Origin of the sequence: Streptomyces muensis (assembly GCF_021474425.1) — a bacterium.
GTDB lineage: Bacteria > Actinomycetota > Actinomycetes > Streptomycetales > Streptomycetaceae > Streptomyces > Streptomyces muensis.
Genome location: NZ_JAKEIP010000123.1, coordinates 1 through 25,177 on the forward strand (window position 1 = coordinate 1; position 25,177 = coordinate 25,177).

General features: G+C 71.4%; 18 protein-coding genes. 12 read left to right on the top strand and 6 right to left on the bottom strand.

The features are described from left to right. The first annotated feature begins 255 nt into the window (after positions 1–255). The 5 genes from L0P92_RS25905 to L0P92_RS25925 all read left to right on the top strand — a co-directional run bounded on the left by L0P92_RS25905 (position 256) and on the right by L0P92_RS25925 (position 10,464). Positions 256–1,245: a malate dehydrogenase gene (locus L0P92_RS25905; protein WP_234765395.1), complete on the top strand. Its 990-nt coding sequence runs from the start codon at positions 256–258 to the stop codon at positions 1,243–1,245. 106 nt (positions 1,246–1,351) lie between these two features. Continuing rightward, positions 1,352–2,446, top strand: coding sequence for an alpha/beta fold hydrolase (locus L0P92_RS25910; RefSeq protein WP_234765396.1), 1,095 nt, complete (start codon positions 1,352–1,354; stop codon positions 2,444–2,446). 86 nt (positions 2,447–2,532) lie between these two features. Then, on the top strand, positions 2,533–4,176 hold the full coding sequence (locus L0P92_RS25915) for a VMAP-C domain-containing protein (RefSeq protein WP_234765397.1): 1,644 nt from the start codon (positions 2,533–2,535) through the stop codon (positions 4,174–4,176). A gap of 124 nt (positions 4,177–4,300) precedes the next feature. After that, entirely contained in the window at positions 4,301–5,341 is a 1,041-nt protein-coding gene (locus L0P92_RS25920; protein WP_372497337.1) for an AAA family ATPase, read from the top strand. Between the two features lie 5 nt (positions 5,342–5,346). Then, positions 5,347–10,464, top strand: a complete 5,118-nt coding sequence (locus tag L0P92_RS25925; RefSeq protein ID WP_234765399.1) for a tubulin-like doman-containing protein — start codon at positions 5,347–5,349, stop codon at positions 10,462–10,464. A 39-nt stretch (positions 10,465–10,503) separates the two neighbouring features. Here L0P92_RS25925 and L0P92_RS25930 read toward each other — a convergent pair whose 3' ends face one another. Next, positions 10,504–11,391 carry a helix-turn-helix domain-containing GNAT family N-acetyltransferase gene (locus tag L0P92_RS25930; protein WP_234765400.1) on the bottom strand — a complete coding sequence of 296 codons (888 nt, stop codon included), beginning with the start codon at positions 11,389–11,391 and terminating at the stop codon, positions 10,504–10,506. 210 nt (positions 11,392–11,601) lie between these two features. Here L0P92_RS25930 and L0P92_RS25935 point away from each other — a divergent pair, with 210 nt between their 5' ends. From L0P92_RS25935 to L0P92_RS25955, 5 genes are read left to right on the top strand one after another with little or no spacing between them, the layout of a single operon-like run. Then, positions 11,602–13,149, top strand: a complete 1,548-nt coding sequence (locus L0P92_RS25935; RefSeq protein WP_234765401.1) for an aldehyde dehydrogenase family protein — start codon at positions 11,602–11,604, stop codon at positions 13,147–13,149. Beyond that, on the top strand, positions 13,041–14,570 hold the full coding sequence (locus tag L0P92_RS25940; RefSeq protein ID WP_234765402.1) for a GMC family oxidoreductase: 1,530 nt from the start codon (positions 13,041–13,043) through the stop codon (positions 14,568–14,570). Before L0P92_RS25935 ends, L0P92_RS25940 begins: the two co-directional genes overlap by 109 nt. Then, positions 14,570–15,655, top strand: coding sequence for a quaternary amine ABC transporter ATP-binding protein (locus L0P92_RS25945; RefSeq protein WP_234765403.1), 1,086 nt, complete (start codon positions 14,570–14,572; stop codon positions 15,653–15,655). Before L0P92_RS25940 ends, L0P92_RS25945 begins: the two co-directional genes overlap by 1 nt. Then, a complete protein-coding gene (locus L0P92_RS25950) occupies positions 15,655–17,604 on the top strand; it encodes an ABC transporter permease (RefSeq protein WP_234765404.1) in 1,950 nt (649 codons plus the stop codon). Before L0P92_RS25945 ends, L0P92_RS25950 begins: the two co-directional genes overlap by 1 nt. 1 nt (position 17,605) lies before the next feature. Beyond that, a complete protein-coding gene (locus tag L0P92_RS25955) occupies positions 17,606–18,574 on the top strand; it encodes an ABC transporter substrate-binding protein (protein ID WP_234765405.1) in 969 nt (322 codons plus the stop codon). Positions 18,575–18,593: 19 nt separating this feature from the next. Here L0P92_RS25955 and L0P92_RS25960 read toward each other — a convergent pair whose 3' ends face one another. Next, on the bottom strand, positions 18,594–19,316 hold the full coding sequence (locus L0P92_RS25960; RefSeq protein WP_234765406.1) for an isocitrate lyase/PEP mutase family protein: 723 nt from the start codon (positions 19,314–19,316) through the stop codon (positions 18,594–18,596). Positions 19,317–19,339: 23 nt separating this feature from the next. Further along, positions 19,340–19,837, bottom strand: coding sequence for a carboxymuconolactone decarboxylase family protein (locus L0P92_RS25965; protein ID WP_234765407.1), 498 nt, complete (start codon positions 19,835–19,837; stop codon positions 19,340–19,342). A 47-nt stretch (positions 19,838–19,884) separates the two neighbouring features. On the opposite strand from L0P92_RS25965, the gene L0P92_RS25970 reads away from it, so the two are divergent. Further along, positions 19,885–21,381 (top strand): aminotransferase-like domain-containing protein, encoded by a 1,497-nt coding sequence (locus L0P92_RS25970; RefSeq protein ID WP_234765408.1) that lies wholly within the window; start codon positions 19,885–19,887, stop codon positions 21,379–21,381. 70 nt (positions 21,382–21,451) lie between these two features. Beyond that, positions 21,452–21,937: a carboxymuconolactone decarboxylase family protein gene (locus L0P92_RS25975; RefSeq protein ID WP_234765409.1), complete on the top strand. Its 486-nt coding sequence runs from the start codon at positions 21,452–21,454 to the stop codon at positions 21,935–21,937. Between the two features lie 84 nt (positions 21,938–22,021). On the opposite strand, the gene L0P92_RS25980 is transcribed toward L0P92_RS25975, so the two are convergent. The 3 genes from L0P92_RS25980 to L0P92_RS25990 all read right to left on the bottom strand — a co-directional run. Next, positions 22,022–22,825, bottom strand: coding sequence for an aminotransferase class IV (locus L0P92_RS25980; RefSeq protein ID WP_234765410.1), 804 nt, complete (start codon positions 22,823–22,825; stop codon positions 22,022–22,024). A gap of 95 nt (positions 22,826–22,920) precedes the next feature. Then, positions 22,921–24,111, bottom strand: a complete 1,191-nt coding sequence (locus L0P92_RS25985; RefSeq protein WP_234765411.1) for an FAD-dependent monooxygenase — start codon at positions 24,109–24,111, stop codon at positions 22,921–22,923. Beyond that, on the bottom strand, positions 24,108–25,177 hold a 1,070-nt coding region (locus tag L0P92_RS25990), incomplete at its 5' end, for a class I adenylate-forming enzyme family protein (RefSeq protein WP_234765412.1). The genes L0P92_RS25985 and L0P92_RS25990, both read right to left, overlap by 4 nt.

Genomic DNA, 25,177 nt, shown 5'->3' on the forward strand with positions numbered 1-25,177 from the left:
CCCCCCCGTTTTTCAAGCCCAAGCCGGAATCCGCGATTATATACCCGGTCTCGTGGGCTCGGTTTTGTGTATAAGCGACCGCCCCCCCCCGGCGGCCGCCCACGTCCCCCTCTCCCGGACAGGGCGGCCGCCCTTCTGTGGGACGGGCCACACGGACCCGGGAGTGCGAGATCCCGGAGGCGCGATAGCCTGACCGGTGGATCTCTCGACGCCAAGAGATCGATCATCTCTACCAGCTGTCATACGGAGAACGCCATGACCCGCACTCCCGTGAACGTCACCGTCACCGGCGCAGCCGGCCAGATCGGTTACGCCCTGCTCTTCCGCATCGCCTCCGGCCAGCTGCTCGGCGCGGACGTGCCGGTCAGGCTGCGACTCCTCGAGATCACGCCGGCGCTCAAGGCGGCCGAGGGCACGGCCATGGAGCTGGACGACTGCGCGTTCCCGCTGCTCCAGGGCATCGACATCAGCGACGACCCGAACGTCGCCTTCGACGGGGCCAACGTGGCCCTGCTCGTCGGCGCCCGCCCCCGTACCAAGGGCATGGAGCGCGGTGACCTCCTCGAGGCCAACGGCGGCATCTTCAAGCCGCAGGGCCAGGCCATCAACGCCCACGCCGCGGACGACATCAAGGTCCTCGTCGTCGGCAACCCGGCCAACACCAACGCGCTCATCGCGCAGGCCGCCGCCCCCGACGTACCGGCCGAGCGCTTCACCGCGATGACCCGCCTGGACCACAACCGCGCGCTCACCCAGCTCGCGAAGAAGACGGGCTCGACCGTCGCCGACATCAAGCGGCTCACCATCTGGGGCAACCACTCCGCCACCCAGTACCCGGACATCTTCCACGCCACCGTCGCCGGCAAGAACGCCGCCGAGGTCGTGAACGACGAGAAGTGGCTCGCCGAGGACTTCATCCCGACCGTCGCCAAGCGCGGCGCGGCGATCATCGAGGCCCGCGGCGCCTCCTCCGCGGCCTCCGCCGCCAACGCCGCCATCGACCACGTCCACACCTGGGTCAACGGCACCGCCGACGGCGACTGGGTCTCCATGGGCATCCCGTCGGACGGGTCGTACGGCGTTCCCGAGGGCCTCATCTCCTCCTTCCCCGTCACCACCAAGGACGGCAAGTACGAGATCGTCCAGGGCCTGGAGATCAACGAGTTCTCCCGCGCCCGTATCGACGCCTCCGTCAAGGAGCTCGAGGAGGAGCGCGAGGCGGTCCGTTCCCTCGGTCTCATCTGAGCCGACGTCCGGCAGCAGCTCAGCCGCAGGCCCCGTATCGGATTCGTCCGGTGCGGGGCCTGCTTCTTGGGTAGGTTTGCGGGGCGAACGCTGATGGAGGGCTCGGATGGCATCGGTCGGGGGACCTGGGCGACTGGGAGTGGTGTTCGTCCATGGCTTCAACTCGTCGGCGGCGATGTGGGAACCCTTCACGTCGCTGATCGACCGGGACGCGGAACTGGATTTCGTCAGACCACTTCCGTTCTCCTACGACACCCGGCTGTGGCAGGCCGGTCCGTTGCGCAGGGTCCCCGACTTCGACACCGTGGCCGACAGTCTGAAGGAATTCCTCGACACCGAGACCGAGGGTTTCGACCGGCTGATGCTGGTCTGCCACAGCCAGGGCGGGCTGATCGGCCAGCGCTGTCTCGCCCGGATGCTCGCCGAAGGGCGCGGCAAGGATCTGACCCGGATGCGGCGGGTCGTGCTGTTCGCCTGCCCCAACAACGGCTCGCAGTTCGCTCTGGGGCTGCGTCGCGGACTGTTACGGCGCAACCCCCAGGAACGCCAGTTGCGGCCGCTGGATCAACAGATCACCGACACTCAACGGACCATCCTGCGCGATATCGTCAACGCACGGGAGGTCACCTCGCGGGCCTGTCCGATCCCGTTCTCGGTCTACGCCGGCGAGACAGACAACATCGTCACGCCCGCCTCGGCACGCAGCGTCTTCCCCGACGCGGCCGTTCTCCCCGGAGACCACTCCGGCATCGTGCGGCCCACCTCACGTGAGCACCGCTCCTTCTCCACCCTCAGGCGTCTGATGCTCACCACCGCCGGGGCCGAACCGGTCACCACCGACTCGAGCACTTCCGAACCACCCACTCTCGAACCGTCCACCACCGGTGTGCCGGAATTCTCGGGTCCCTTTCCAGACACCGTCGCGGTGGTGCGGGTCGCCGAACGCATTCCCGACATGGACGACGCTGACTTCCGGCGGCAGGTGATCGCTCTGATGCGGCAGGCGTTGGCGCCGCAGGCGGGTTTCACCCCCGCTTTCAGGGCACATCCGCGTGACCATTTGCTGGAGATCGTCGAGCGCTGCCAGTCGCATCGGATGCGCGCCGCCGCCCTGGCCGCCTTTCGGGACGCCGTCGGTGTCCTGCGCCCCGACGATGCGGCCACCGTCGAGTTGCGCGCGATGATCCGGGACCCTGAATGACGTCGTTCAAGGATCCCGCACCTCCGGGTGGCCGCCGCACTTCACTGTGGTCCTGGTTCGGCCAACGGCGTAGACCCAAGCCGGGCATGATGGATTCGACCCCGGTGAGGGCGCCGCTGGAAGCGTCGGTGGACACACCGGTGGTGGGAGGCGACCGACCGGACGGCGGTGGCTGGTCCGCCGATCAGGTCGATGAACTCTGCCGCGTACTTCTGGGTTTCTCCGACCTTCACGATCCCCAGTTCTTCGGACAGGTCCTGCTGTCCGTCGGGAAGCGACTCGGAAGGGGCAACGCCCCCTTCACCGTGCCGTACCACGCCGATGCCCGCAGCCATGTGGCGGCCCTGGTGCACGCCATGGACCGGCACCAGGATCCCGGCGCTGCCTTACGGGCACTCGCCGACGCATTGCGCCTCCTGCGGGGAGACGAAGCCGCCACGGTGCGCCTGGACGGGATCGTGGACGAACTGAACCCCGCGGGGAGGCTTTCCGGGCCCAGGCTCAGAGCGGTGATCGCCCACCTCGACGCCATGAAGGCCCCCGTGCCGGTGACCATGGCCGGCGAGGCTCTGCGAAGGGCCCGCCTCCCTGGCGAACCAGCCGGTCTACGGGGCAGCGAGACCGTCGCCGAAATGGTCAGACGGCTCAACGACGCCCGTGACTTCACCCCTGCCGACACGGACGCGGCAGCCCGTGCGCCTCTTGTACTGCGGTTCCTGGCGGAGCTCGCCGACGATCTGTCCGAGACGGATCAGGCGCTGTTGCGCAATCACGTCAGCCTGGCGGTGGGCGAACTCGGGCTTCCGGCCGAGGTGGCGGACGAACTCTCCGGCCGCGGCCGGCGGTTGGTGACGCGAGGCGAACGCCGGGTCCTGCAGATCCGGCTGCGCGAGGCCATACCCGGCAAACAGAAGTACACCGTCGACGCCGCGCTGTTCGACTGGACGGCGACCGGTCTGAGCCGGCCCCGCAAGCGGGAGATACAGCAGCCCTTCAGCCTCGGTGAGCTCAGGGATTTCGGTCGGACGTGCCTCGACGACTGGTCCGACCTGGTCACACGGTTCGACGAGGCCGACTGGGTCCGGGTGGAGTTCCTGCTCCCCTGGTCGTTGCTGGGCCATCCCGTGGAGCACTGGCTGACGGACGGGCACGAGTATCGGCTGGGGCACAAGTACCCGGTGGTCGTACGGTCGTTGGATCGGTTGGAGCGGCCGTCGTGGCGCCGGGACTGGACGCGTCGGTGGAGAACCCTCCATCATGCGGCCACATGGCGACTGTGCGACGGAATCGCCTGGCTGGCCGTCGACGCCACGGCGCAGAGCGCATTGGACGGCGAAGTACTCCACGTCCGAGGACGTGACGGAGAAGTGCGGACCTGGCTCGACGAGCGCCCGCAGACCACCGCGCTGGGACTCGGGCTCGCCTTCGCCTACGACCCGCAGAGCATGAAGCGGGCGCTCTGCCTTCAGGAAGCCGTGTGTGAGGGAGTTCCCCTCATCGTGTGGCGTCGGGACGGCGGCGACCCGGGGGAGCTCGCCCGGCGCGTGAACGAAGCCGTCGCCTTGCAGTTCTCCGAACTTCCCGACCATCTCAGGCGTTGGCGCCGGTCCGCCGCCAGGGACGACACCAAGGACATGCACAACCACCTGACCCTGCTCTGGGACGATCCCGAATGCGTGCGCCAGGAGACGGCTTTGATCGCACCGACCTCTCACCCACAGACGTCATGACGCCACCGAGCTCAGGAGGGCCGGTATGAACGAGGCCGACAGGGACGGCAGTTACCCCGAGCCGCTGCCGCCGACGGGCGTCGCGGGTGGCGCTGCGGCGACCGCCCCGGAACCGGACTGGTGGATGTACCGCTGCGCTTCCGAGCCGCATGACGGCATCAAGCGGCTCCCCGCCGCGCCGCCCTGGCGTTCCTTCGCTCATCTTGTCGAGCCCGAGGAGATCCTCGACCCACCGCACCCGACGGGGGCGGCCGAGCGGCGCCGACTGGGCCGTCATCTGCGAGCGGCCACGTATCAGGCGGACCGCGAGGAGATCCACCTGGTGAACATGGCCCTGCTGCTGCGCCGCCCGCTGCTGGTCACCGGACGGCCCGGGGTCGGAAAGTCCACTCTGGCCTACAGCATCGCCCACGAGCTGGGGCTCGGACCCGTGCTGCGCTGGCCCGTCACCAGCCGCTCGACACTGCAGGACGGCCAGTACCACTACGACGCGATCGGCCGGCTGCAGGACGTCGGTCTGCGGGAAAGGATGGCCGAGCAGTCGGCGCGGACCGACGAGGGCGCCCCAGAGGGCGTTCAGCCACCGGACATCGGTCGGTACCTGCGGCTCGGGCCACTGGGCACGGCGCTGCTTCCCTGGCGTACTCCGCGGGTCCTGCTCGTCGACGAGATCGACAAGAGTGACGTCGACTTTCCCAACGATCTGCTGCACGTCTTCGAGGAAGGTGAGTTCACCATCCCCGAACTCGCCCGTCTCAGCCAGCCGACGACCCAGGTCATGACCGCTGACGACGGAGGCTGGGCACAGCTGCGGCAAGGGCGCGTCCGCTGCCACGAGTTCCCGGTCGTGGTGATGACGAGCAACGAGGAACGGGAATTCCCCTCGGCCTTCCTACGGCGCTGTATCCGTCTCGAAATCCGCCCGCCGGACCGGCCGAAACTGGCGCGGCTGCTGGCCGCTCACCTGCCGGTGTCCGAAGGGCCGCCGTTGTCCGTGCGCGAGGAACTCATCTCCGAGTTCCTGCGCAAGCAGGACGACGAGGGGGCTGAGCTCGCCAATGACCAACTGCTCAACGCGGTGCGCGTGGCGCAGCGGATCTGGAACGACCCCGAAGAGCGCGATCTCGTCAGGGACCACCTGATGAGGCCGCTGAACGAAGGGTGAGCTCCGTGGACGACAGCCTGGCACGTGGGATGGCCCGGCTGCTGGCCGGGACGGACACCCCGTCGACGGACGACATCGCGGACGCACTGTGGGTCGCCCGAGTCATCGGCAGGAGTGGCTCGCGCGAGGAAGGTCCGCAGGAGGAACCCGCACACGTCGACGACTTCGGGGCGGACGCCGGCGGGGAGACCTGGGCTGACGTCGGGTCCGGGAGGGGAGGCCGCCCGGGATCGGGGACCTCGGGGAGCTGGCTGTCCCGGCTGCTCGCCCAGAGGAACGCGCGTCGGGACCGTACGAGGGACGCCAGCCCCATCGCGGCCCCTCCGCCCGCCGTTCCGCTGCATCCGGTGTCCGCGGGCATGGGTGGGGCGATGGCTCCCCTGGCCCCCGGCACCGAGAACAGCGGCGAGGCATCCGAGGGGCTGGGCGCCGTCGTGCGGGTACAGAGCGAACCGGCGCTGAGCGAGTCCTTGTCGATCTCGCAGGCCCTTCGCCCCTTGAAGCGCCAGGTGCGGGCACCCGGCGTCCAGAGGCTGGACGAAGCGGCGACGGCGAGGGCGACCTGCGAGTCGTCGGTGCTGATGCCTGCGTGGCTTCCGCACACCGAGCGCTGGCTCTCCGTGGACCTCATCGTGGACATGGGGCCCTCGATGGTGATCTGGCGCCGGCTGGCCGCCGAACTGCGCACCTTGCTCGAAGGACACGGCGCCTTTCGCATGGTACGCACCTGGTCCCTCGACAGCGGCGAAGCCGAGCCAAGGCTCTCCCCGTTCCGCCGCAGGCAGGGCTCGGGGCCGAAACGGACCGTCCCCCTGGAACAACTGGCGGATCCCACCGGTCGGCGCGTCCTCCTGCTGCTCACCGACGGGGTCGGGCCCCTGTGGCACGGCGGCGGTCTGAGTGAGGCGCTGTGCCAGTGGTCCCGCAACCGCCCGGTGGCCGTGCTCCAGGTCCTTCCCCGCAGCATGTGGCACCGCACGGGGCTGCCGCCCGTGCCGGTGCTGGCCCGGCCGGGCCCACCCGGTCACGCCACTCCACAGTTCCGAACCGAGACCGCGGTGCCGGGCACGCCGTCGCAGGGCCGGTGCCGACGCTTCGTGCCCGTGCTGGAGCTGGACGCGGACTGGATCGCCCCGTGGGCCCAGGTGGTCGCCGGACGCGCTGCCGGCTGGACACCCATGCTGGCCGTCCCCGTCGGCGGCTCCGAGACGGACAACGCCGCGGCGCCCGACGAGGAGGTCGAAGCACCCGCCGGCCTCGACCCGGCGGCCCTGGTCGAACGCTTCCGGAGCGAAGCCTCACCGAGCGCCTTCGAGCTGGCCGGCTACCTCGCCGCCACCCCGCTGGTCCTGCCCGTCATGCGGCTGGTCCAGCGCACGATGATGCCGCGCTCCAAACCGGCGCATCTCGCGGAGGTCTTCCTGTCCGGGCTGCTGACGCCGGCCGACGGCGGCGCCGCCCCCGATCCCGGCGAGGATCCGGATCTACGCCTTTACGACTTCCGGCCCGGTGTCCGGGACGTGCTGCTCGACACGCTGACCCGGCAGGAGTCCCTGCGCACCCTGGACGTGGTGGGCCAGATATCGGGCAGGGTCGCCCAACGCCTCGGCGGCAGCCTCGACTTCCGGGCACTGGTCCCCACGACCGACGCGGAAGGCACCTGGCGCCTCCCGGAGGGAAGCCTTCCGTTCGCCCGGGTGGCCGCCTCGGTCCTCGCCGGTCTCGGCGGTGAACACCGCGCGACGGCGACAGCCCTCGCCGAAAGGATCACCGCGGGTTCCGACGAGCCCCCTCGTCCCGACCACAAGCCGCGCCGGGCCCCGCGGGCCACCCCCGCCCCGTCCCGCTCCTCGCTCGCCGTGCACCGGCCGATGCTGTTCGTCGGCCTGGGCGGCACCGGCTGTCTGATCGGTGCCGAACTGGAGCGTCGGCTGCGCACCGGGCTCTGCGGAGCCGACGGAACCGCGCTCACCGACGTCGGCCTGGCCCCCCACCAGCTGCCCGACCACGTGCAGTTCGTGTACGCGGACTACAGCGAGAAGGAGCTGCAGCGGCTGCCGCAGTTCGTCGTGGACCCGTCCCTGCGGGACGCGTACGCCCGTACCTCCCGGGTCACCCACAACCTGCTGCCGGACTTCGACAGCTCGCCCGAAGTGACCAGGACGCTGCGGCTGGCGCTGCACGACGAGGTCGCCGATTGGCTGCCGCCGCACGTCGACGAGCCGAGAATCGCCCCCCTGCACGCCGGTGCCGGGCAACTGCCCACCATCGGCCGGGCAGCCCTGTTCGCCACGCTCCGGAACGGACTCGCCCCGGTCCTGGAACCGCTGCTTCAGGCGATCGACGGGATCGCCCGGTCGGCGAGCGGTCTCGGGAGCCGCAGGGGCGACGGCTGTGACGTGTTCGTCGCCTTCTCGGTGGCCGGTGGCACCGGCGCGGGGATCTTCCTGGACTATCTGCACCTGATCAACCACGCCTTCCGACTGCGCCGTTTCGACCGCCTGAGGATCCATCCACTGGTCGTCATGCCGTCGGCGTTCCCGGCCGCCGCCGGGGGCGGGAGGGAGGCGGAGCTCAACGCGGCCCCGGCACTGGTCGATCTGTCCCGGCTGGTGGACGCGCAGAACGCGCCGGAGGGGAGCCACGAGCTCGGCGATCTCGACCGACAGCTCGGGCTCGGCATCCGCTACCCCGGGACCGCACCCGTCCGGCTGCCTCCCGGCATCCTGCCCACGGCGTTCCTGTTCAGCAGGACCGCCGGCATCCGCCCGGCCGACCTGAGCGACTCCATCGTCTCCCTGGTGACGTCACTGGTCGGCAGCCAGCCGGACGACGGCCCCTCCCGGGGACGCGGGACGGCCGTCGACGACGACCCCACGACCTTCGCGGAGCGCTGGATCAACCGGGGCGTGCGACGCAGCGACCGCTCCCCGACCGGCATCGGCCGCATGGGCCTCTCCACCAGCCTGGCCGCCACCCTGACCGCGCCCACGGAACAGCTGGCCGACCTGGTGGCCGGGCGGCTGCTGCGGACCGGGGTCAGAGACCTCGTGGAGCGATCCGAGGCGAGGTCGTGGGACCGGGCGTTGCCCGTGATCCGGCAGCTGTTCGCCGACTCCGGCCTCGAAGAGCTATGGGAACGCGGACAGTTGCCGGTGCCCGAGCCCGACCCGGTGCCGCGTGGTGGCCGCGCCATCGAGCACGCGCTCGGCGATCGCATCGGGGAGATGCAGAGGCTGCTGTCCGACCTGCGGTCCCAGGCGGACCGCGCTGCCATCGCGATGGCCGACCGGTTCGCACCCCGACCCGCCGTCAACGAGCTGCTGCGGACAGTGGACCCGTTCCTCGCCGAACGCATCGTCGTCGGCGTACCGGACAGCGAGGACCCCATCGCACGGCGCGGCTTCCTCGGCATGCTGGACCAACGCGCTGCCACCCCGCAGCGCCCGCCCGGGGTGACGGCACAGCCGCCCAGGGTCCCGCGGATCAGGGGCCAGTTGGGCGGCCTGGCGCCGGCCCGCTGGGCCGACGACGATGTGCAGGCGGCCCTCCAGGAGCAGGACGCCTGGTACCTGTGGCGCTGCCGGATGCTGTGGCATGAGGCATGGAAGGCACAGCAGACGCACTGGAGGCCGCTGGCCGACGCGGTCCACACCGACGTCCGGCGGCTGGTGGACGCCTTCCACCAGCACGGCGCACAGGAGCCCAGGGTCTCCCAGCAAAAGGCCCTCGAACTGTACGAGGACCGCACCGGCATCACGTATCTGCTGCCGCAGCAGCGCACCCTCAACCACATGTACGAGGAGGTCGTCACCCGGCTCATCCGCCGTGAGGGGCTGCGTGAGATGGACGACGAGGGGGCGCTGCTGCTCAGGTTGGTCGACGGCGACACCTGGCGCACCGTCCACGCGCAGAGCCGGCGCGACCCGGACGGAGCGGTGGCCCGGGTCAAGAGCCTGCTGCAGGCCCGGATCACCCGGGTGTTCGCCGAGAACGGCCCGCATCTGGAGGAGCGGCCGCTGCTGCCGTCCATCGCCATGCTGCTGGCCGCGGCGGCAGGCGACGCGGACGCCCGGGACCAGGTCGGCAAGGAGGCCCTCGACGTGTTCGGCCGGAAGCTGACCGGGCTGCTGCCGGTCGGGTTCACGCCGGAGGGCACCGGCCTGCTGCGGGTCCTGGTCAGCCATCCTCGGGTGCAGCCCGTGGAGCAGGTGCGTGAGTACCTCGGCAAGGCGCTGCGGCTGCCCTCGGACGCGAAGAACTCCGTGGAGTACCGGGGCGTGGAGAGCGACTCGATCACCGTGCTCCTCGTGCGCAGCGAGATGAGCCTCACCCAGGTGCCCGAGGCCCGCGAGGCGCTGCGTCAGTGGGCCCGCGCGAAGGACTCCGAGCAGGCCGGGGACTGGCTGCGCTGGCGGCAGCGGCTCGGCTACCGGGACGGCTGGATCGTCAGCGATGTGGAGGACCGGCGCGTCATCCTGCACCGCCTGCTGTGCTGCATGTGGAACGGCCAGGTGGATGTCGTGGACGGCGACTCCGCCTCCCCGGACCGGATCCGGCTGCGGCTGTTCCCCGAGAGGGGCCCAGACGTCCCCGGCGTACGGCTGCGGCTCGGGGACTTCCCCGGCAGTGTGTCCAGCTGGGCCGAGCTGCTGCGGTCGTACGAGCGCTGGACGATCCTGGACGAGGAGCCGACCGTCGAGGACTACTGCCGCGAGCTGATGGGGGCTCGGCCGCTTGGCCTCGTGCGGACCGGCAGCGACCCCCATCCGCTCTTCGTCACCCTGGTCGAGAAGGTCGCCCCGCGCCAGTTGGAGCTGCTGAGGGAGCGCCGGGAGCGGGGCGGGGAACGGGTCGAGGGCTGGGTGCGCCCGCTGTGGGAGTTCTGGGCGGAGACGCTCCCCGCCGCCCTGGACACCGAGTTCGGCGACCCGCGCGCCCTCCAGCCGACCCTGCGCACCCTCCTGGAACACCTCCGCGGCGGCACCTCGGCCGCCCCCGTCACCCGCGAGGATTTCTCCGCACTCCGGCGCATGGCTTCCGACGAGGACGACTGGGCGCCGTGGGACGAGGGCAGTCCAAGGGATCGGTGGGGGGCGCCGTGGGACGACGACGCGCAGTGAGGTCCCTCCCCTCCGCGGCCGCCGGCGGAGTGGCTTCGCTCAGCCCGCCAGCCGCTTCTCGAACCAGTGACTGGCATAGACGTTGTCGTCGTACGCCGGGATGGCCGTGTATCCGCACGCCCGGTACATCGCCTGCGCCTCGGTGAGCGCGGCGTGGGTGTCGAGGCGTACGACGGTGAAGTGCCGGGCGGAGGCCTCCTGTTCGAGGGCGGCGAGCAGCCGGCGGGCGAGGCCGAGGCGGCGGGCGTCGGGGTGCACCCAGACGTGGCGGATCTCGCCGACGCCGGGTTCCAGGCGCCGTAGCGCCCCGCAGCCCACGGGGCGGTCCTCCTCGTAGGCGACGAAGAACGCGCCCGCGTCGCCGGACACCTCCTGCGGCCGTACGAGGTCGTCCTTGTCGAAGCCCTCGGGGAACCGGGCGTCGATGTCGGCGGCGTAGGAGTCCAGACAGGCCAGGGCGTCCGGTGCGGCGCCGTCGACGAGGGTGACGGTGATGCCGGCGAGGCGCAGCAGCCGCTGGGCGGTGGCCATGGCCCGGGTCAGTTCGGCGCGCTGTGCTTCGCCGAGGCCTTCCAGGAGCCCGGCCGCGACGGCGCCCGCCCGCCGGTCCTGCTCCTCGACCTCCACCCGTCCGGCCGGGGTCAGCTCGATCATGCGCAGCCGGCTGTCCCGCGGGTGCGCGCTCAGCCGGACCATGCCCTGGGCCTGAAGCGCCTTGGCCATCCGGCTCAGGTATCCGGCGTCCAGACCGAGCCGGCTCCTGAGCTCGCGCAGGGACGCGCCGTCGCCGATCTCGAAGAGCAGCCGGGCCTCGCCCAGCGGGCGGTCCTGGCCGAGGTAGTGGTCGTCCAGTACGCCGATGCGGCGGGTGAAGTAACGGTTGAAGCGGCGGAAGGCCGTCACGTGATCCGTCGATACTGGCTCCATAGTTCTTTGACTTTAGTCAAAGGTATGGGTTCCGGTCGACCCCCTTGGCGAACCTTTCGTTCCTGTTTGTCCGGATGTTCAGTGATGCACCGCACTTTCGGTCATCGATCGCGCATGCAATGCGAGGGCCGGGGCAGGCGGTCACGGTCCTCGTGGGTGACACCTGTGTGACTCAGGGGCACTGAACAGGAACGGAAGGCAACACCGATCATGACCGGACAGCAGGCGCAGCAGACGATTCACGCGGGTGGCGAGTGGCGCGACGCCGTCTCCGGCGCGACGCGCGAGATCCTCGACCCCGCGGACGCGGCGCCGTTCGCCGTGGTCGCCGAGGGTGACGAGAAGGACACCGACCTGGCGGTCGCGGCCGCCCACCGCGCCTTCGACGGCGGCCAGGGGGAGTGGCCGCGCACCCCCGTCGCCGAGCGCGCCGCCCTGCTGCGCCGCGTCGCCGACCTCCTCGTGCGCGACCGCGAGAAGCTCGGCCTGCTGGAGAGCCGCGACGCCGGCAAGACCCTCGAAGAGGGCCGGGTCGACATCGACTGCGTCGCCGACGCCTTCCGCTACTTCGCCGATCTTGTTGCGGGTGAGGCCCCAGGGCGCGTCGTCGACGCGGGCTCGTCCGACATCCACAGCGTCGTCGTCCACGAGCCGGTCGGTGTCTGTGCGCTGATCACCCCCTGGAACTATCCGCTGCTCCAGGCGAGTTGGAAGATCGCCCCGGCCCTCGCCGCCGGGAACACCTTCGTCGTCAAGCCGAGTGAGATCACCCCGCTGACGACCGTCGCCCTCATCGAGCTGCTGGTCGAGGCCGGACTGCCCGCCGGGGTCGCCAACATCGTCACCGGCCCCGGCCACTCCGTCGGCGCCCGCCTCGCCGAGCACCCCGACGTCGACCTCGTCTCCTTCACCGGCGGCCTGGTCAGCGGCACCAAGGTGGCCCAGGCCGCGGCGCCCTCCGTCAAGAAGGTCGCGCTCGAACTCGGCGGCAAGAACCCCAACGTCGTCTTCGCCGACGCCTGCGCCACGGACGAGGGCTTCGACACCGCCGTCGACCAGGCCCTCAACGCCGCCTTCATCCACAGCGGCCAGGTCTGCTCGGCGGGCGGCCGCCTCATCGTCGAGGAGTCCGTCCGGGACCGCTTCGTCACCGAACTCGCCCGCCGGGCAGGCAAGATCCGGCTCGGCCGCGGCACCGTCGACGGCGTCGAGTGCGGACCGCTCGTCTCCGAGCAGCAGCGCGCGAAGGTCGAGGCGTACGTCGACTCCGCGCTCAAGGAGGGCGCGGTGCTGCGCTCCGGCGGCCGGCGCCCCGAGCCGTCCCCGGAGCGGCCGGAGAACGGCTACTTCTACGAGCCGACCGTCCTCGACCACTGCCACCGCGAGATGCGCGTCGTCCGCGAGGAGGTCTTCGGCCCGGTCCTCACCGTCGAGACCTTCCGCACCGAGGACGAGGCGGTCGCCCTCGCCAACGACACCGAGTACGGACTCGCGGGCGCCGTCTGGACCGCCGACGCCGGTTCGCTGGTTCACGGGCTGAGCGGCAGCCAACCCAGGGGCGCGGGGAACTGCGCGACCAGCCACGACGAACCCGCACCCGAAAGACCACAGGCCTCCCACGGCGCTCGATTTACTGGAGTACCCCCCTCATGTCCCAGAACCCCCCTGTCTACGACTACGTCGTCATCGGCGGCGGCACCGCAGGGTCCGTCATCGCGTCCCGGCTCACCGAGAACCCCGACACCACCGTCGCCGTGATCGAGGGCGGCCCCAGTGACGTCGGCCGGGACGACGTGCTGACCCTGCGCCGCTGGATGGGCCTGCTCGGCGGCGAGCTGGACTACGACTACCCGACCACCGAGCAGCCGCGCGGCAACTCGCACATCCGGCACAGCCGCGCCCGCGTGCTCGGCGGATGCTCCAGCCACAACACGCTCATCGCCTTCAAGCCGCTGCCGTCCGACTGGGACGAGTGGGAGCAGGCCGGGGCCAAGGGCTGGGGCGCGGTGCCGATGGAGGCGTACTACGCGCGGCTGAAGAACAACGTCGTCCCGGTCGACGAGAAGGACCGCAACGCCATCGCCCGCGACTTCGTCGACTCGGCGCAGGGCGCGCTCGGCGTCCCGCGTGTCGAGGGCTTCAACAAGCAGCCCTTCACCGAGGGCGTCGGCTTCTTCGACCTCGCCTACCACCCCGAGAACAACAAGCGTTCCTCGGCGTCGGTGGCGTATCTGCACCCGGTGATGGACGAGCGGGAGAACCTGACGATCCTGCTGGAGACCTGGGCGTACCGGCTGGAGCTGAACGGCACGCGTGCCGAGGGCGTCCACGTGCGTACCAAGGACGGCGAGGAGCAATTGATCCGCGCCCGGCGCGAGGTCGTCCTGTGCGCGGGCGCCGTCGACTCGCCCCGGCTGCTGATGCACTCCGGCGTCGGACCCAGGGCCGACCTGGAGGCGCTCGGCATCCCGGTCGTCCACGATCTGCCGGGCGTCGGCGAGAACCTGCTCGACCACCCCGAGTCGGTGATCGTCTGGGAGACGAACGGGCCGATCCCCGACAACTCCGCGATGGACTCGGACGCCGGGCTGTTCGTGCGGCGCGACCCCGAACACCAGGGACCCGACCTGATGTTCCACTTCTACCAGATCCCGTTCACGGACAACCCGGAGCGACTGGGCTACCGGCGGCCGGAGTTCGGGGTGTCCATGACCCCGAACATCCCCAAGCCGAAGAGCCGCGGCCGGCTGTACCTGACCAGCGCCGACCCGGCCGTCAAGCCCGCGCTCGACTTCCGCTACTTCACCGACGAGGACGACTACGACGGCCGCACCCTCGTCGACGGCATCCGCATCGCCCGTGAGATAGCGAAGACCGAACCGCTCGCGGGCTGGCTCAAGCGGGAGGTGTGCCCCGGCCCCGACGTCACCGGCGACGAGGAGCTGAGCGAGTACGCGCGCAAGGTCGCGCACACCGTGTACCACCCGGCCGGCACCTGCCGTATGGGCGCCGCCGACGACGAACTGGCCGTGGTCGACCCACAGTTGAGGATCCGAGGCCTGGACGGCATCCGTATCGCCGACGCCTCCGTCTTCCCGACGATGACCGCCGTGAACCCGATGATCGGGGTGCTCATGGTCGGGGAGAAGGCCGTCGATCTGCTTGGAGGTGAGGCGTGATGAGTACTGCCCCTGCTACTACCCCTGGTGCCACCAGCGCTACTGGTACCCCTGTTTTCTCTGTCGACGGTCTCTGGAAGGTCTTCGGTCCGAAGGCGCACCGGGTCCCCGCCGACCCGGAGCTCGCCGGGCTCACGTCCGCCGAGCTGCGCGCCCGCACCGGCTGCACGGCGGCCGTCCAGGACGTCTCCTTCGACGTCCGCAAGGGCGAGGTCTTCGTCGTCATGGGCCTGTCCGGCTCCGGCAAGTCCACGCTGGTGCGCTGTCTGACCCGGCTGATCGAGCCGACCGCGGGCACCATCGCCATCGACGGCGAGGACGTCCGCGCCATGGACAAGACCCGGCTGCGCGAACTGCGCCGGCACCGCGCCGCGATGGTCTTCCAGCACTTCGGCCTGCTCCCGCACCGCACGGTCCTGGACAACGTGGCGTACGGCCTGGAGATCCAGGGCGTCGGCAGGGCCGAGCGCCGTGAGCGGGCCGCGGCGGTCGTCGCCAAGGTCGGCCTGGAGGGCATGGAGCACCGCAGGCCGGGCCAGCTGTCCGGTGGTCAGCGCCAGCGTGTCGGTCTGGCACGGGCGTTGGCGGTGGACCCGGAGGTGCTGCTCTTCGACGAGCCGTTCAGCGCGCTCGACCCGCTGATCCGGCGGGACATGCAGGAGGAGGTCGTCCGGCTGCACCGCGAGGAGGGCCGCACGATGGTCTTCATCACCCATGACCTCAGCGAGGCCCTGAAGCTCGGCGACCGTATCGCCCTGATGCGCGACGGCCGTGTCGTCCAGCTGGGCACGCCCGAGGAGATCGTGGGCTCGCCGGCCGACGACTACGTCCGCGAGTTCGTCCGTGACGTGCCGCGCGAGCAGGTCATGACCGTGCGTACGGCCATGCGTGCCGCGTCGGCGGACGAGGCGGGCAGCGGTCCGGCTCTGGCGCCGGACGCGACGGTGTCGGAGGCGATCGAGGCCGTGGCGCGCACCGGTGCCCCGGCCCGGGTCATGGAAGGGAGCCGTTGTCTGGGGGTGGTCGACCACGAGCGGCTTCTCGGCGTCGTAGCGGGGACCAACCAGCGCAAGGAGGTGGCTTGATGGCCACCGTCACCGCCGCCGCGCCGCGCGCCACACTGCCCGGCATCCTCAAACAGCCCGTCGTCCGCAAGCTCCTGCTGCTCGCGCTCGCCGCGGCGATCCTCGTACCGCTGGCGAACGCCCGCTGGGCGAGCGGCAGCTGGCCCGCCGCGCTGACCGTCGACTTCTCCGACCAGCTCACCAAGGCCAGCGTCTGGATCATCGACAACCGGGACAGCCACCCGCTGTTCCTCTACTTCTTCGGGCACATCAGCAACGCGGTCGTGATCTCCGTACGCGCCGTCTACCTGGTGCTGCTCGCGGCCGGCTGGGCCGGCGTCACCGCCGCCGCGTCCCTGGTCGCCTGGCGGGTCGCGGGCTGGAGGCTGGCCGCAGGCACCGGCATCGCGCTGCTGGCCTGTGGGTTCCTCGGCATGTGGATCCCGACCATGCAGACCCTCGCGCTGATGGTCGTGGCGGTCCTCGCCTCCGTCGTCGTGGGCGCGCTGCTGGGCCTCGCCGCCGGTCTCTCCGGCCGTATGGACAGGATCCTGCGCCCCGTCCTGGACACCATGCAGGTGCTCCCGGCGTACGCCTACCTGCTCCCCGTCGTCCTGGTCTTCGGCATGGGCGTCCCCGCCGCCGTCCTGGCCACCGTCGTCTACGCCGCCCCGCCGATGGCCCGCCTCACCGCCCTCGGTCTGCGCGGCGCCGACAAGGAGGTGCTGGAGGCGGTCGAGTCGCTGGGCGCCACCGCACGGCAGCGCCTGCTGACCGCCCGGATCCCGCTGGCCGCCAAGGAACTCCTCCTCGGCCTCAACCAGACCATCATGATGGCGCTGTCGATGGCGGTCATCGCGTCGGTCATCGGCGCCGGCGGCCTCGGTGACCGCGTCTACCAGGCGCTCGCCACCGTCGACGTCGGCGCGGCCCTCGCGGCCGGTATCCCGATCGTGCTGCTCGCCGTCGTCCTGGACCGGGTGACCGGCGCGGCGGGCGAGGGGCTCGGTGACGAGCCGCAGCCGAACGGCCGGGCACGCTGGGTGTACGCCCTCGTCGCCGCCGTCACCGTGGCCGTCGCCGGACGTCTCCTGGGCCGTCTCGACTGGCCCGAGGCCTGGACCCTGAACATCGCCGAGCCGGTCAACCGCGCCGTCGGCTGGATGACCGACCACCTCTACTCCGGGGTGCCCGTCATCGGCGGCACCGCCGACTGGGCCGCCCACTTCACCACCTGGGTCCTCGACCCCGTGCGCGACACCCTGCAATGGCTGCCCTGGTGGTCGGTCCTGCTGATCGTCGCCGCCCTCGCCTGGCTGATCGGCACCTGGCGCACCGCGCTGACCGCCGTGCTCGCCATGGCCGCGATCGGCGTCCTGGGCGTGTGGACTCCGGCCCTCGACACCCTCTCCCAGGTTCTGGCGGCCGTAGCCGTCACCCTGTTCCTGGGCTTCGCCACCGGCATCGCGGCGGCGCGCAGCGACCGCGTCGAGCGACTGCTGCGGCCCGTCCTGGACGTCTTCCAGACGATGCCGCAGTTCGTGTACCTGATCCCGGTGGTCGCGCTGTTCGGCGTGGGCCGTGCCCCGGCCGTCGCGGCGGCCGTCGTCTACGCGCTGCCCGCTGTCGTCCGCATCACCACCCAGGGGCTGCGCCAGGTCGACCCGGCCGCCCTGGAGTCGGCCCGCTCGCTCGGCGCGACCCCCGCCCAGCAGCTGCGGCAGGTCCAACTCCCGCTCGCCCGCCCGGCGTTGCTGCTCGCCGTCAACCAGGGCGTGGTCCTGGTCCTCGCCGTCGTCATCATCGGCGGCCTGGTCGGCGGCGGCGCGCTCGGCTACGACGTGGTCTTCGGTCTCGCGCAGGGCGACCTCGCGACCGGTCTGGTGGCCGGCGTGGCGATCGTCTGCCTGGGCCTGATGCTCGACCGGGTGACCCAGCCGACGGAACGCCGCGCGAAGAAGGGAGCGTGACATGCGACTTCGTAAACCCGTCCGTACGACTGCCGTGGTGGCCGGCGTGTCCTCGCTGCTGCTGCTCACCGGCTGCGGCGCCGCCGACATGACCAAGCAGGCCTCGCCGTTCGCCAACGCCCAGGGCGCGAAGTCCGTGACGCTGTCCGTGCAGTCCTGGGTCGGCGCGCAGGCCAACGTGGCCGTCGCCCAGTACCTGCTGGAGCACGAGCTCGGCTACCGCGTCGACACCGTGCAGATCGACGAGGTCCCCGCCTGGGACGCGCTCAGCCAGGGCCGCGTCGACGCGCTCATGGAGGACTGGGGCCACCCGGAGGAGGAGCAGCGGTACGTCAAGGACAAGAAGACGATCGTGCCCGGCGGCGACCTCGGGGTCACCGGACACATCGGCTGGTTCGTGCCGACGTACTTCGCGAAGGCCCACCCGGACGTCACCGACTGGAAGAACCTCGACAAGTACGCCGACCAGCTGCGCACCGCCGAGAGCGGCGGCAAGGGCCAGCTGATGGACGGCTCGCCGTCCTACGTCACCAACGACAAGGCGCTGGTGAAGAACCTGGGCCTGGACTACCAGGTCGTCTTCGCCGGTTCGGAGGCCGCGCAGATCACCCAGATCAAACAGTTCGCCAAGGAGAAGAAGCCCTTCCTGACGTACTGGTACGAGCCCCAGTGGCTGTTCAAGAAGGTCCCGATGACCGAGGTGAAGCTGCCGGCGTACAAGGAGGGCTGCGACGCGGACCCCGAGAAGGTCGCCTGCGCCTATCCGCACACCCCGCTCCAGAAGTACCTCAACGCCGACTTCGCCAAGAGCGGCGGCGAGGCGGCGGCCCTGCTGAAGAAGTTCAAGTGGACGACCGAGGACCAGAACGAGGTCTCCCTGATGATCGCCGAGCAGAAGCTGTCGCCCGAGGAGGCGGCGAAGAAGTGGGTGGACAGCCACGAGTCCACATGGAAGGCGTGGCTGTCCTGAGCCTGCCCGGGCCTCCGGCCTAGGCCCTGAGGCCGTCGGCGATGTCGCGCAGTGCCTGTGCCGCACCGCGCAGCAGCCCCGGTCCGAACGTGACGCGGGTGGCCCCGAGTTCGCCGAGTTCGGCGGGCGAGGGGCCCTCGCCCGGCCTCGCGTACACGTTGACCGGCCCCTGGATGCCGGACCGCAGCAGGGGCAGTACGTTCGCCGGGGCGCCGATCGGGTAGACGCAGTCGGCGCCCGCGGCGACGTACAGCGCGGCTCGCTCGATGGCACGTTCGGGATCGGCGTCGCCGTACTCGAAGGTGTCGACGCGCGCGTTCAGGAAGAGCCGGTCACCGGCCGCGTACCGCACCTCGGCGAGCCACTCGGCGTGCTCGCGCGGGTCCTTGAGGACACCACCCCCGTGGGAGTCCTCAAGGTTGCAGCCCACGGCCCCGGCCTCCAGCAGCCGCTCCACCAGCTCCTTCGGCGCCAGCCCGTACCCGCCCTCCACGTCCGCCGACACCGGCACGTCCACGGCCCGCACGATGCGCGCCACCGCGGCGAACATCTCGTCGGCCGGGGTCTCCCCGTCCTCGTACCCGAGCGAGAGCGCGACCCCCGCGCTGGGCGTGGCGAGCGCGGGGAACCCGGCCTGCTCGAACACCCGGGCGCTCATCGCGTCCCAGGGGCCGGGCAGCACCAGGGGGTCGTCGGGCAGCCGCCCCTTGTGCAGGCTGCGGAAGACATCCACCTTCCTCATGGCCCGCGGCTCCTCTCGGACCGTCACGTGTGCTGTCCCGGCTGGTAGTGCCCCGGCACCCGACGGCAGGTCACCCCGAACCGGTTCCAGGCGTTGATCACCGTGATCGCGGCGATCAGCTGGGCCAGTTCGGCCTCCTCGAAGTGCTTGGCGGCCTTCGCGTACACCTCGTCGGGCACGAAGCCGTCCGTCAGGACGGTCACCGCCTCCGTCAGCTCCAGCGCCGCGAGTTCCCGCTCCGTGTAGAAGTGCTCGGACTCGTCCCATGCGCTGAGCTGGATGATCCGCTCGACGCTCTCCCCGGCGGCGAGCGCGTCCTTGCTGTGCATGTCGAGGCAGAGCGCGCAGCGGTTGATCTGCGACGCGCGGATCTTCACCAGCTCCAGCAGCTTCGGATCGACGCCCTTCCGGGCCGCCGCGTCCAGCCGGACCATGGCCTTGAAGACATCCGGGGCGAGCGCGGCCCAGTCCAGGCGCTGGGCGTGTTCGGGGGCGTACCGCACGGTCTCGTCAGTGGTCATGCCACCGACCCTACGAACGATGCAGCCCACGGGTATGGTCCATTTCCATGGTGAGATCTTGGGCCACTCTGGGCGTCGACCTGCACCTGGAACCGGCCGGTCCGGGCCTGCGCCGGGGGCTGACCGACGCCCTGCGCGACGCGGTCCGCACCGGCCGCCTCGCCCCCGGCACCCGGCTGCCCTCGTCCCGCTCCCTCGCCGCCGACCTGGGCATCGCCCGCAACACCGTCGCCGACGCCTACGCCGACCTCGTGGCCGAGGGCTGGCTCACCGCACGGCAGGGTTCGGGCACCCGGGTCGCCGAAGGCAGGGTCGTCCCCTCGGCCGGCGCGGTGCACCGACCCCGGGAGCCCGGCCGGCCCCGGTACGACCTGCGCCCCGGCTTCCCCGACCTCGCCGCCTTCCCACGCACCGAGTGGCTCAGGGCGGCCCGCCGTGCCCTGGCCTCCGCCCCGTACGAAGCCCTCGGCTACGGCGACCCGCACGGCCGCCCCGAACTGCGCACCGCCCTCGCCGGCTACCTCTCCCGCGTACGGGGCGTCCACGCCGACCCCGAACGCATCCTGGTGTGCGGCGGGATGTCCCACGCCCTGAGGATCCTCGGCGCGGTGCTGCGGGCGCGGGGCGTGGACACGATCGCGGTCGAGTCGTACGGCCTGCCGGAGCACAGGAAGATCCTGCACGGGGTGGGTTTGCGCACGGCGCCGCTGCCCTTCGACGAGCTCGGCACGGATCCGGGGCAGCTGGTCGACGGGTACGGTCCGACAACGCCCTCAAGGGGCGCGGGGCCGCATCGATCAGCGGCTCCGCCGCGGGGCGCGACCAGTCACGACGGAGCCGCAGACGCACGACGACAGAGCGCGGCGGGTGCTGTTCTTCTCACTCCCGCCCACCAGTTCCCCATGGGCTCCCCCCTGCACCGCGACCGGCGCGCGGCCGTCGTGGACTGGGCGCGGCGCACCGGCGGACTGGTCCTGGAGGACGACTACGACGGCGAGTTCCGCTACGACCGCCAGCCCGTTGGCGCGCTCCAAGGCCTCGACCCCGACCGCGTCGTCTACCTCGGCACCGCCAGCAAGTCCCTCGCCCCCGGCCTGCGGCTGGGCTGGATGGTGCTGCCGCCCACGCTGGTGGAGGAGGCCGCGAAGGCGAAGGGCGGCATCGACTCGTGCGGGGTGCTGGACCAGTTGACGCTGGCGGAGTTCCTCACGTCCGGGGCCTACGACCGCCACGTACGCGCCGCCCGGCTGCGCTACCGGCGTCGGCGCGACGCCCTGGTCGCGGCCCTCGCCGAGCGCGCCCCGCAGGTCCGCGTCACCGGCATCGCCGCCGGACTGCACGCCGTGCTCCGGCTCCCGCCGGGCACCGAGCGGTCGGTTGTGCAGGCGGCCCACTGGCAGGGCCTGGCGCTGGACGGCCTCACCCGGTACCGGCACCCCGACGCGTCCGTGGAGCCGTTGGACGCGCTGGTCGTGGGGTACGGGACACCGCCGGACCACGGGTGGTCGGGCGCGCTGGACGCGCTGTGCGCGACGCTGCCCTGATCATCAGTTCGCCCGGCCGAGTGCGGCGGAATTCAGTACAGGAATCAAATTCCGTGGATAGAGTCGGCCCATGAGTGAAAGCGACTCCATATCCCGTGTTGCCCTCAAGAAAATCACCCCGGACGTGTCCGCGGCGATGGGCTCCCTGCACACCGCAGCCGTCTCCGCCGCGCAGGACGCCAAGGTCGAACCAGAAATTCTGGAACTGCTCCGGATTCGCGCCTCCCAGCTCAACGGCTGCGCGTTCTGCCTCGACATGCACACCAAGGACGCGCGTGCGCAAGGCGAGACCGAGCAGCGGATCCACGCTCTGAACGCCTGGCGCGAGACACCCTTCTTCACTGAGCGCGAGCGCGCGGCCCTGGCGTTGGCCGAGGCGGTGACCTTGGTACATGACGGCCGGGTCCCGGACTCGGTCTACGCGGCGGCCGCCGAGGTCTTCGACGAGAACCAGCTCGCGGCGCTGATCTGGGCGGCGACCGTCATCAACGCGTACAACCGGATCGCCATTGCGACACGGATGGTTCCCGGGGCTTATCAGCCGGCCAGGAAATAGCGCGAAACAAGGACGTCGCGAAAAAGGGCATGGAGAATACGGGCATCGGGAATATTCGCCGATGCCCGTATTTCTTCGCCCACGCTATTTGTCCGGCAGCGGCTCCATGATGTCGTCCAGCCACATACGCCACTTCGCGGCGCGCACCGCCGGTCCCGCATTCATCGGCAGGCCCGTCCAGCCCGTCACAGGGCGGATTCCGTGCAGCGCGTTGACCAGCCACACCTCACGGCCGTCCAGCTCGGTCAGGGTCCGCTCGCGGTGGGCGACGCGGATGCCGGTGCGCCGGGCCCGGTCCTGGATGAGGGCGACGGTCACTCCGGGCAGGACGGGCAGCCGCGGCGAGGGCAGGCACAGGGTGTCGTCCTCCCACCACAGCACACTGGCGGTGGCCGCCTCCAGGACCACACCGTCCGGCGAGACCAGCACCGCCTCCTCGGCGCCCGCCCCGGCGGCCCGCCGGCGCACCCGGGCGAGAGTGTCCAGGTCGGGCCCCTTGCGGCGGGGGAGTGCCCGCGGATCGGGCTGCCCCGCCGCCCAGAGACGTATCCCGGTGCCCAGCGTCGGAGCGGGCCGCAGCAGCAGCCTCAACTCGTTGGAATCGGCGGCGAGTTCCACCCGGGGGAACCAGTCGCCCGTGCGCGGCAGCGCGGCCGTCGTGTCCTGCCAGAACTCGACGAGCGAGCGCAGTGGCGGTGCGGTGCCGCACTCGCCGCAGGCCCGCAGGAAGCGCTCCCGGTGCCGGTCGTAGCCGCGCACCCGGCCTGCCCGCACCAGCCAGGAGTCCGCGACGAGCAGCCGCCCGCCGTCCTGCTCCTGCGGACCGGGCGTCAGCCCCCGGCCGGGCGACCACGCCAGCAGACCTTCCCCGACCGCCGGTTGTGCCATCAGCGCTCCCCTTCACTGCTTCCTGTTCAGTACGTCCTGCTCAGTAGGTCCCGCTCAGTAGGTCCTGCTCAGCAGGTCCCGCTCAGTATTCGGCCTCAGTACTTCCGGCCCGCGACGGCGGGTGCCCCGTGCCGGGGTCCGTACGGCGCGTGCTCCAGCCATGACCCGCACCACGGCAACACGGGCGCGAGAGCCGCCGCCGCACGCTGCTTGACCCGCACGATCCGGCGCCGTGGCCGCAGATGGTCCAGGGCGGTGCCGGCGGCGGAGCTGTTGAACAGGGCCGCCGCGCGCCGCACCTCGGCGAAGCGGGCGACCGCCTCCTTGGTCCCGGTGGCGACGGCGTCCGCCGCCGCTGCCGCGTCGGCGACACCGCTGTTCATGCCCCGCGCCCCGAACGGCGGGAAGAGATGCGCCGCCTCCCCGGCCAGCAGCACCCGGCCGTACCGATCGGTGAACGACGCCGCGACCTTGCGCAGGAAGCGGTACGTCGACACCCACAGGATCCGCTCCCCGTACCCCTCGCCGCCCGCCTCGCCCACGACCGCCGGCAGCCAGCGCCGTACGGCCTCCTCGGTCCCGTACTCCTCCTGCGCGTCGTCGTCCCGGCACTGCAGGTCGACCTGGAAGCCCCCGGTGAACGGCACCCGCATCACACTGCGCCCGCCGACTCCGGGATGCTCGTAGTGGAAGACCCGCTCCAACGGCAGCTCGGCGCCCGGGACATCGGCGACGTCGACGACGACGTGGAAGCCCTCGCCCTCGACGCCGTCCATGGCGATGCCCAGCCCGCGCCGCACGGCGGACCGGGCGCCGTCGGCGGCGACGGCGTACCCGCAGCTCCACCTTCGCCCGTCCGCGCAGGTCAGCGAGACGCCGTGCGCCGTGGTGCGGACGTCGGTCACCTGCGCGTCCCAGACGAACTCCACTCCGGCCCGCTCGCAGGCGGCCCGCAGGAAGCGTTCGGTGTCCACCTGGCGCAGGCTGGTGAAGGGCGGCGGGCCCGAAGGGGGCGGGAAGGTGCGGGCGTACACCTCACGCCCCCGGTAGAGGGTCCGTTTCGTCTGCCAGGTCCGCCCGTACGCGGTGATCTCGGCGGCGAGGCCCGGCAGCATCGCGTCGAGCAGCGCCAGGGTCTCCCGGTGCACGAACAGGGCCCGGCTGCCGGGGCGTTCGCGGTCCTGCGGATCCGCCTCCAGCACCACGACCGGCAGCCCGCGCGCCCGCAGCCCGAGCGCCGCCGACAGGCCCACGGGACCGGCGCCGACCACCACGACCGGGATCACGTGCGCGCGCCCTCGGCCAGCATCCGGGTGATCTCCACCCGCTTCACCTTCCATGTCGCGGTCATCGGCAGCTCCTCGAACCGCCACTGCCGCGGCTCGGCCATCGCCGGCAGCCCGGCCGTGGCCGCCCGCCAGCGTTCCGGGTCCAGCGGCCGGTCGCCGCGCACGCACACCACCGGCACCGGTTCGCGGTCCGCGCCGGGCACGATGACGACCTCGCGCAGCTCGTCGAGGCGGGACATCAGCATGTCCTCGACCTCCAGATTGCTGTGCACGGAGTCGATCCGGTCGATCTCCCGGTCGATCAGGTACAGCGCGCCCAGCCGGCTGCGGTAGCCCATGTCGCCCATCTCCCACCAGCCGTCGTCGAGTTGACGGTCGTAGCGGTCCTGCATGCCGAGGTAGGTGAGGATGCGGCCCCGCGTGCGGGCCTCGATCCGGCCGGGTGCGCCGGGCGCGGCCCGCCTGCCGTCGGCGCCGGTGACCCGGACGCGGGTGAAGCCGGGTATGCCGATCCCGACCCGGCGGCCGTCCGCGCGGGCGGCACTGCGCCGCGTGAACCACTGGAAGGCGACCGGCCCCGTCTCGCTCTGCCCGTACAACTGGATCAGCCAGGGTGTACGGCGCCGGGAGGCGTCCAGCAGCCGCTGCACGGTCCGCGGATGGATCGCGTCGAACGTCGAGCCGTACGACCGCACCCGGGACAGCGGCGCGCCCGGCGCGTCGGCCAACTCCTCCCACAGCACGAAGGTGTTGGGGTGGGTCTCGACGATCCCCGGACGGTGCCGCACCAGCAGCGGCCGTACCGCGGCCGGGTCGGGGTCGGTGATCAGCACGAGCGGGCTGCCGAAGTGCAGCAGCACACCGAGCAGGTGGTAGAAGCGCGAGTGCACGAAGGACATGTGCAGCGCCGCGGTCTCGCCGCGGGTGGGCCAGCCCATCGCCTGCTGCGGTACGAGCCGGTTCCACATGGTGTTCGGGCAGTGCACGGCGAGCTTGGGGACGCCGGTGGTGCCGGAGCTGTGCGTGATGAGGGAGGGCTCGCGGGGGTGGAGCCGTACGGGGG

What these genes read in the sequence shown, in the direction of transcription:
- L0P92_RS25955 (WP_234765405.1), top strand. Translation starts at nt 17,606, where the DNA reads ATGCGACTTCGTAAACCCGTCCGTACGACTGCCGTGGTGGCCGGCGTG.
- L0P92_RS25965 (WP_234765407.1), bottom strand. Translation starts at nt 19,837, where the DNA reads ATGACCACTGACGAGACCGTGCGGTACGCCCCCGAACACGCCCAGCGC.
- L0P92_RS25935 (WP_234765401.1), top strand. Translation starts at nt 11,602, where the DNA reads ATGACCGGACAGCAGGCGCAGCAGACGATTCACGCGGGTGGCGAGTGG.
- L0P92_RS25915 (WP_234765397.1), top strand. Translation starts at nt 2,533, where the DNA reads ATGATGGATTCGACCCCGGTGAGGGCGCCGCTGGAAGCGTCGGTGGAC.
- L0P92_RS25950 (WP_234765404.1), top strand. Translation starts at nt 15,655, where the DNA reads ATGGCCACCGTCACCGCCGCCGCGCCGCGCGCCACACTGCCCGGCATC.
- L0P92_RS25980 (WP_234765410.1), bottom strand. Translation starts at nt 22,825, where the DNA reads ATGGCACAACCGGCGGTCGGGGAAGGTCTGCTGGCGTGGTCGCCCGGC.
- L0P92_RS25905 (WP_234765395.1), top strand. Translation starts at nt 256, where the DNA reads ATGACCCGCACTCCCGTGAACGTCACCGTCACCGGCGCAGCCGGCCAG.
- L0P92_RS25940 (WP_234765402.1), top strand. Translation starts at nt 13,041, where the DNA reads ATGTCCCAGAACCCCCCTGTCTACGACTACGTCGTCATCGGCGGCGGC.
- L0P92_RS25960 (WP_234765406.1), bottom strand. Translation starts at nt 19,316, where the DNA reads ATGAGGAAGGTGGATGTCTTCCGCAGCCTGCACAAGGGGCGGCTGCCC.
- L0P92_RS25945 (WP_234765403.1), top strand. Translation starts at nt 14,570, where the DNA reads ATGAGTACTGCCCCTGCTACTACCCCTGGTGCCACCAGCGCTACTGGT.
- L0P92_RS25910 (WP_234765396.1), top strand. Translation starts at nt 1,352, where the DNA reads ATGGCATCGGTCGGGGGACCTGGGCGACTGGGAGTGGTGTTCGTCCAT.
- L0P92_RS25920 (WP_372497337.1), top strand. Translation starts at nt 4,301, where the DNA reads ATGTACCGCTGCGCTTCCGAGCCGCATGACGGCATCAAGCGGCTCCCC.
- L0P92_RS25970 (WP_234765408.1), top strand. Translation starts at nt 19,885, where the DNA reads ATGGTGAGATCTTGGGCCACTCTGGGCGTCGACCTGCACCTGGAACCG.
- L0P92_RS25975 (WP_234765409.1), top strand. Translation starts at nt 21,452, where the DNA reads ATGAGTGAAAGCGACTCCATATCCCGTGTTGCCCTCAAGAAAATCACC.
- L0P92_RS25930 (WP_234765400.1), bottom strand. Translation starts at nt 11,391, where the DNA reads ATGGAGCCAGTATCGACGGATCACGTGACGGCCTTCCGCCGCTTCAAC.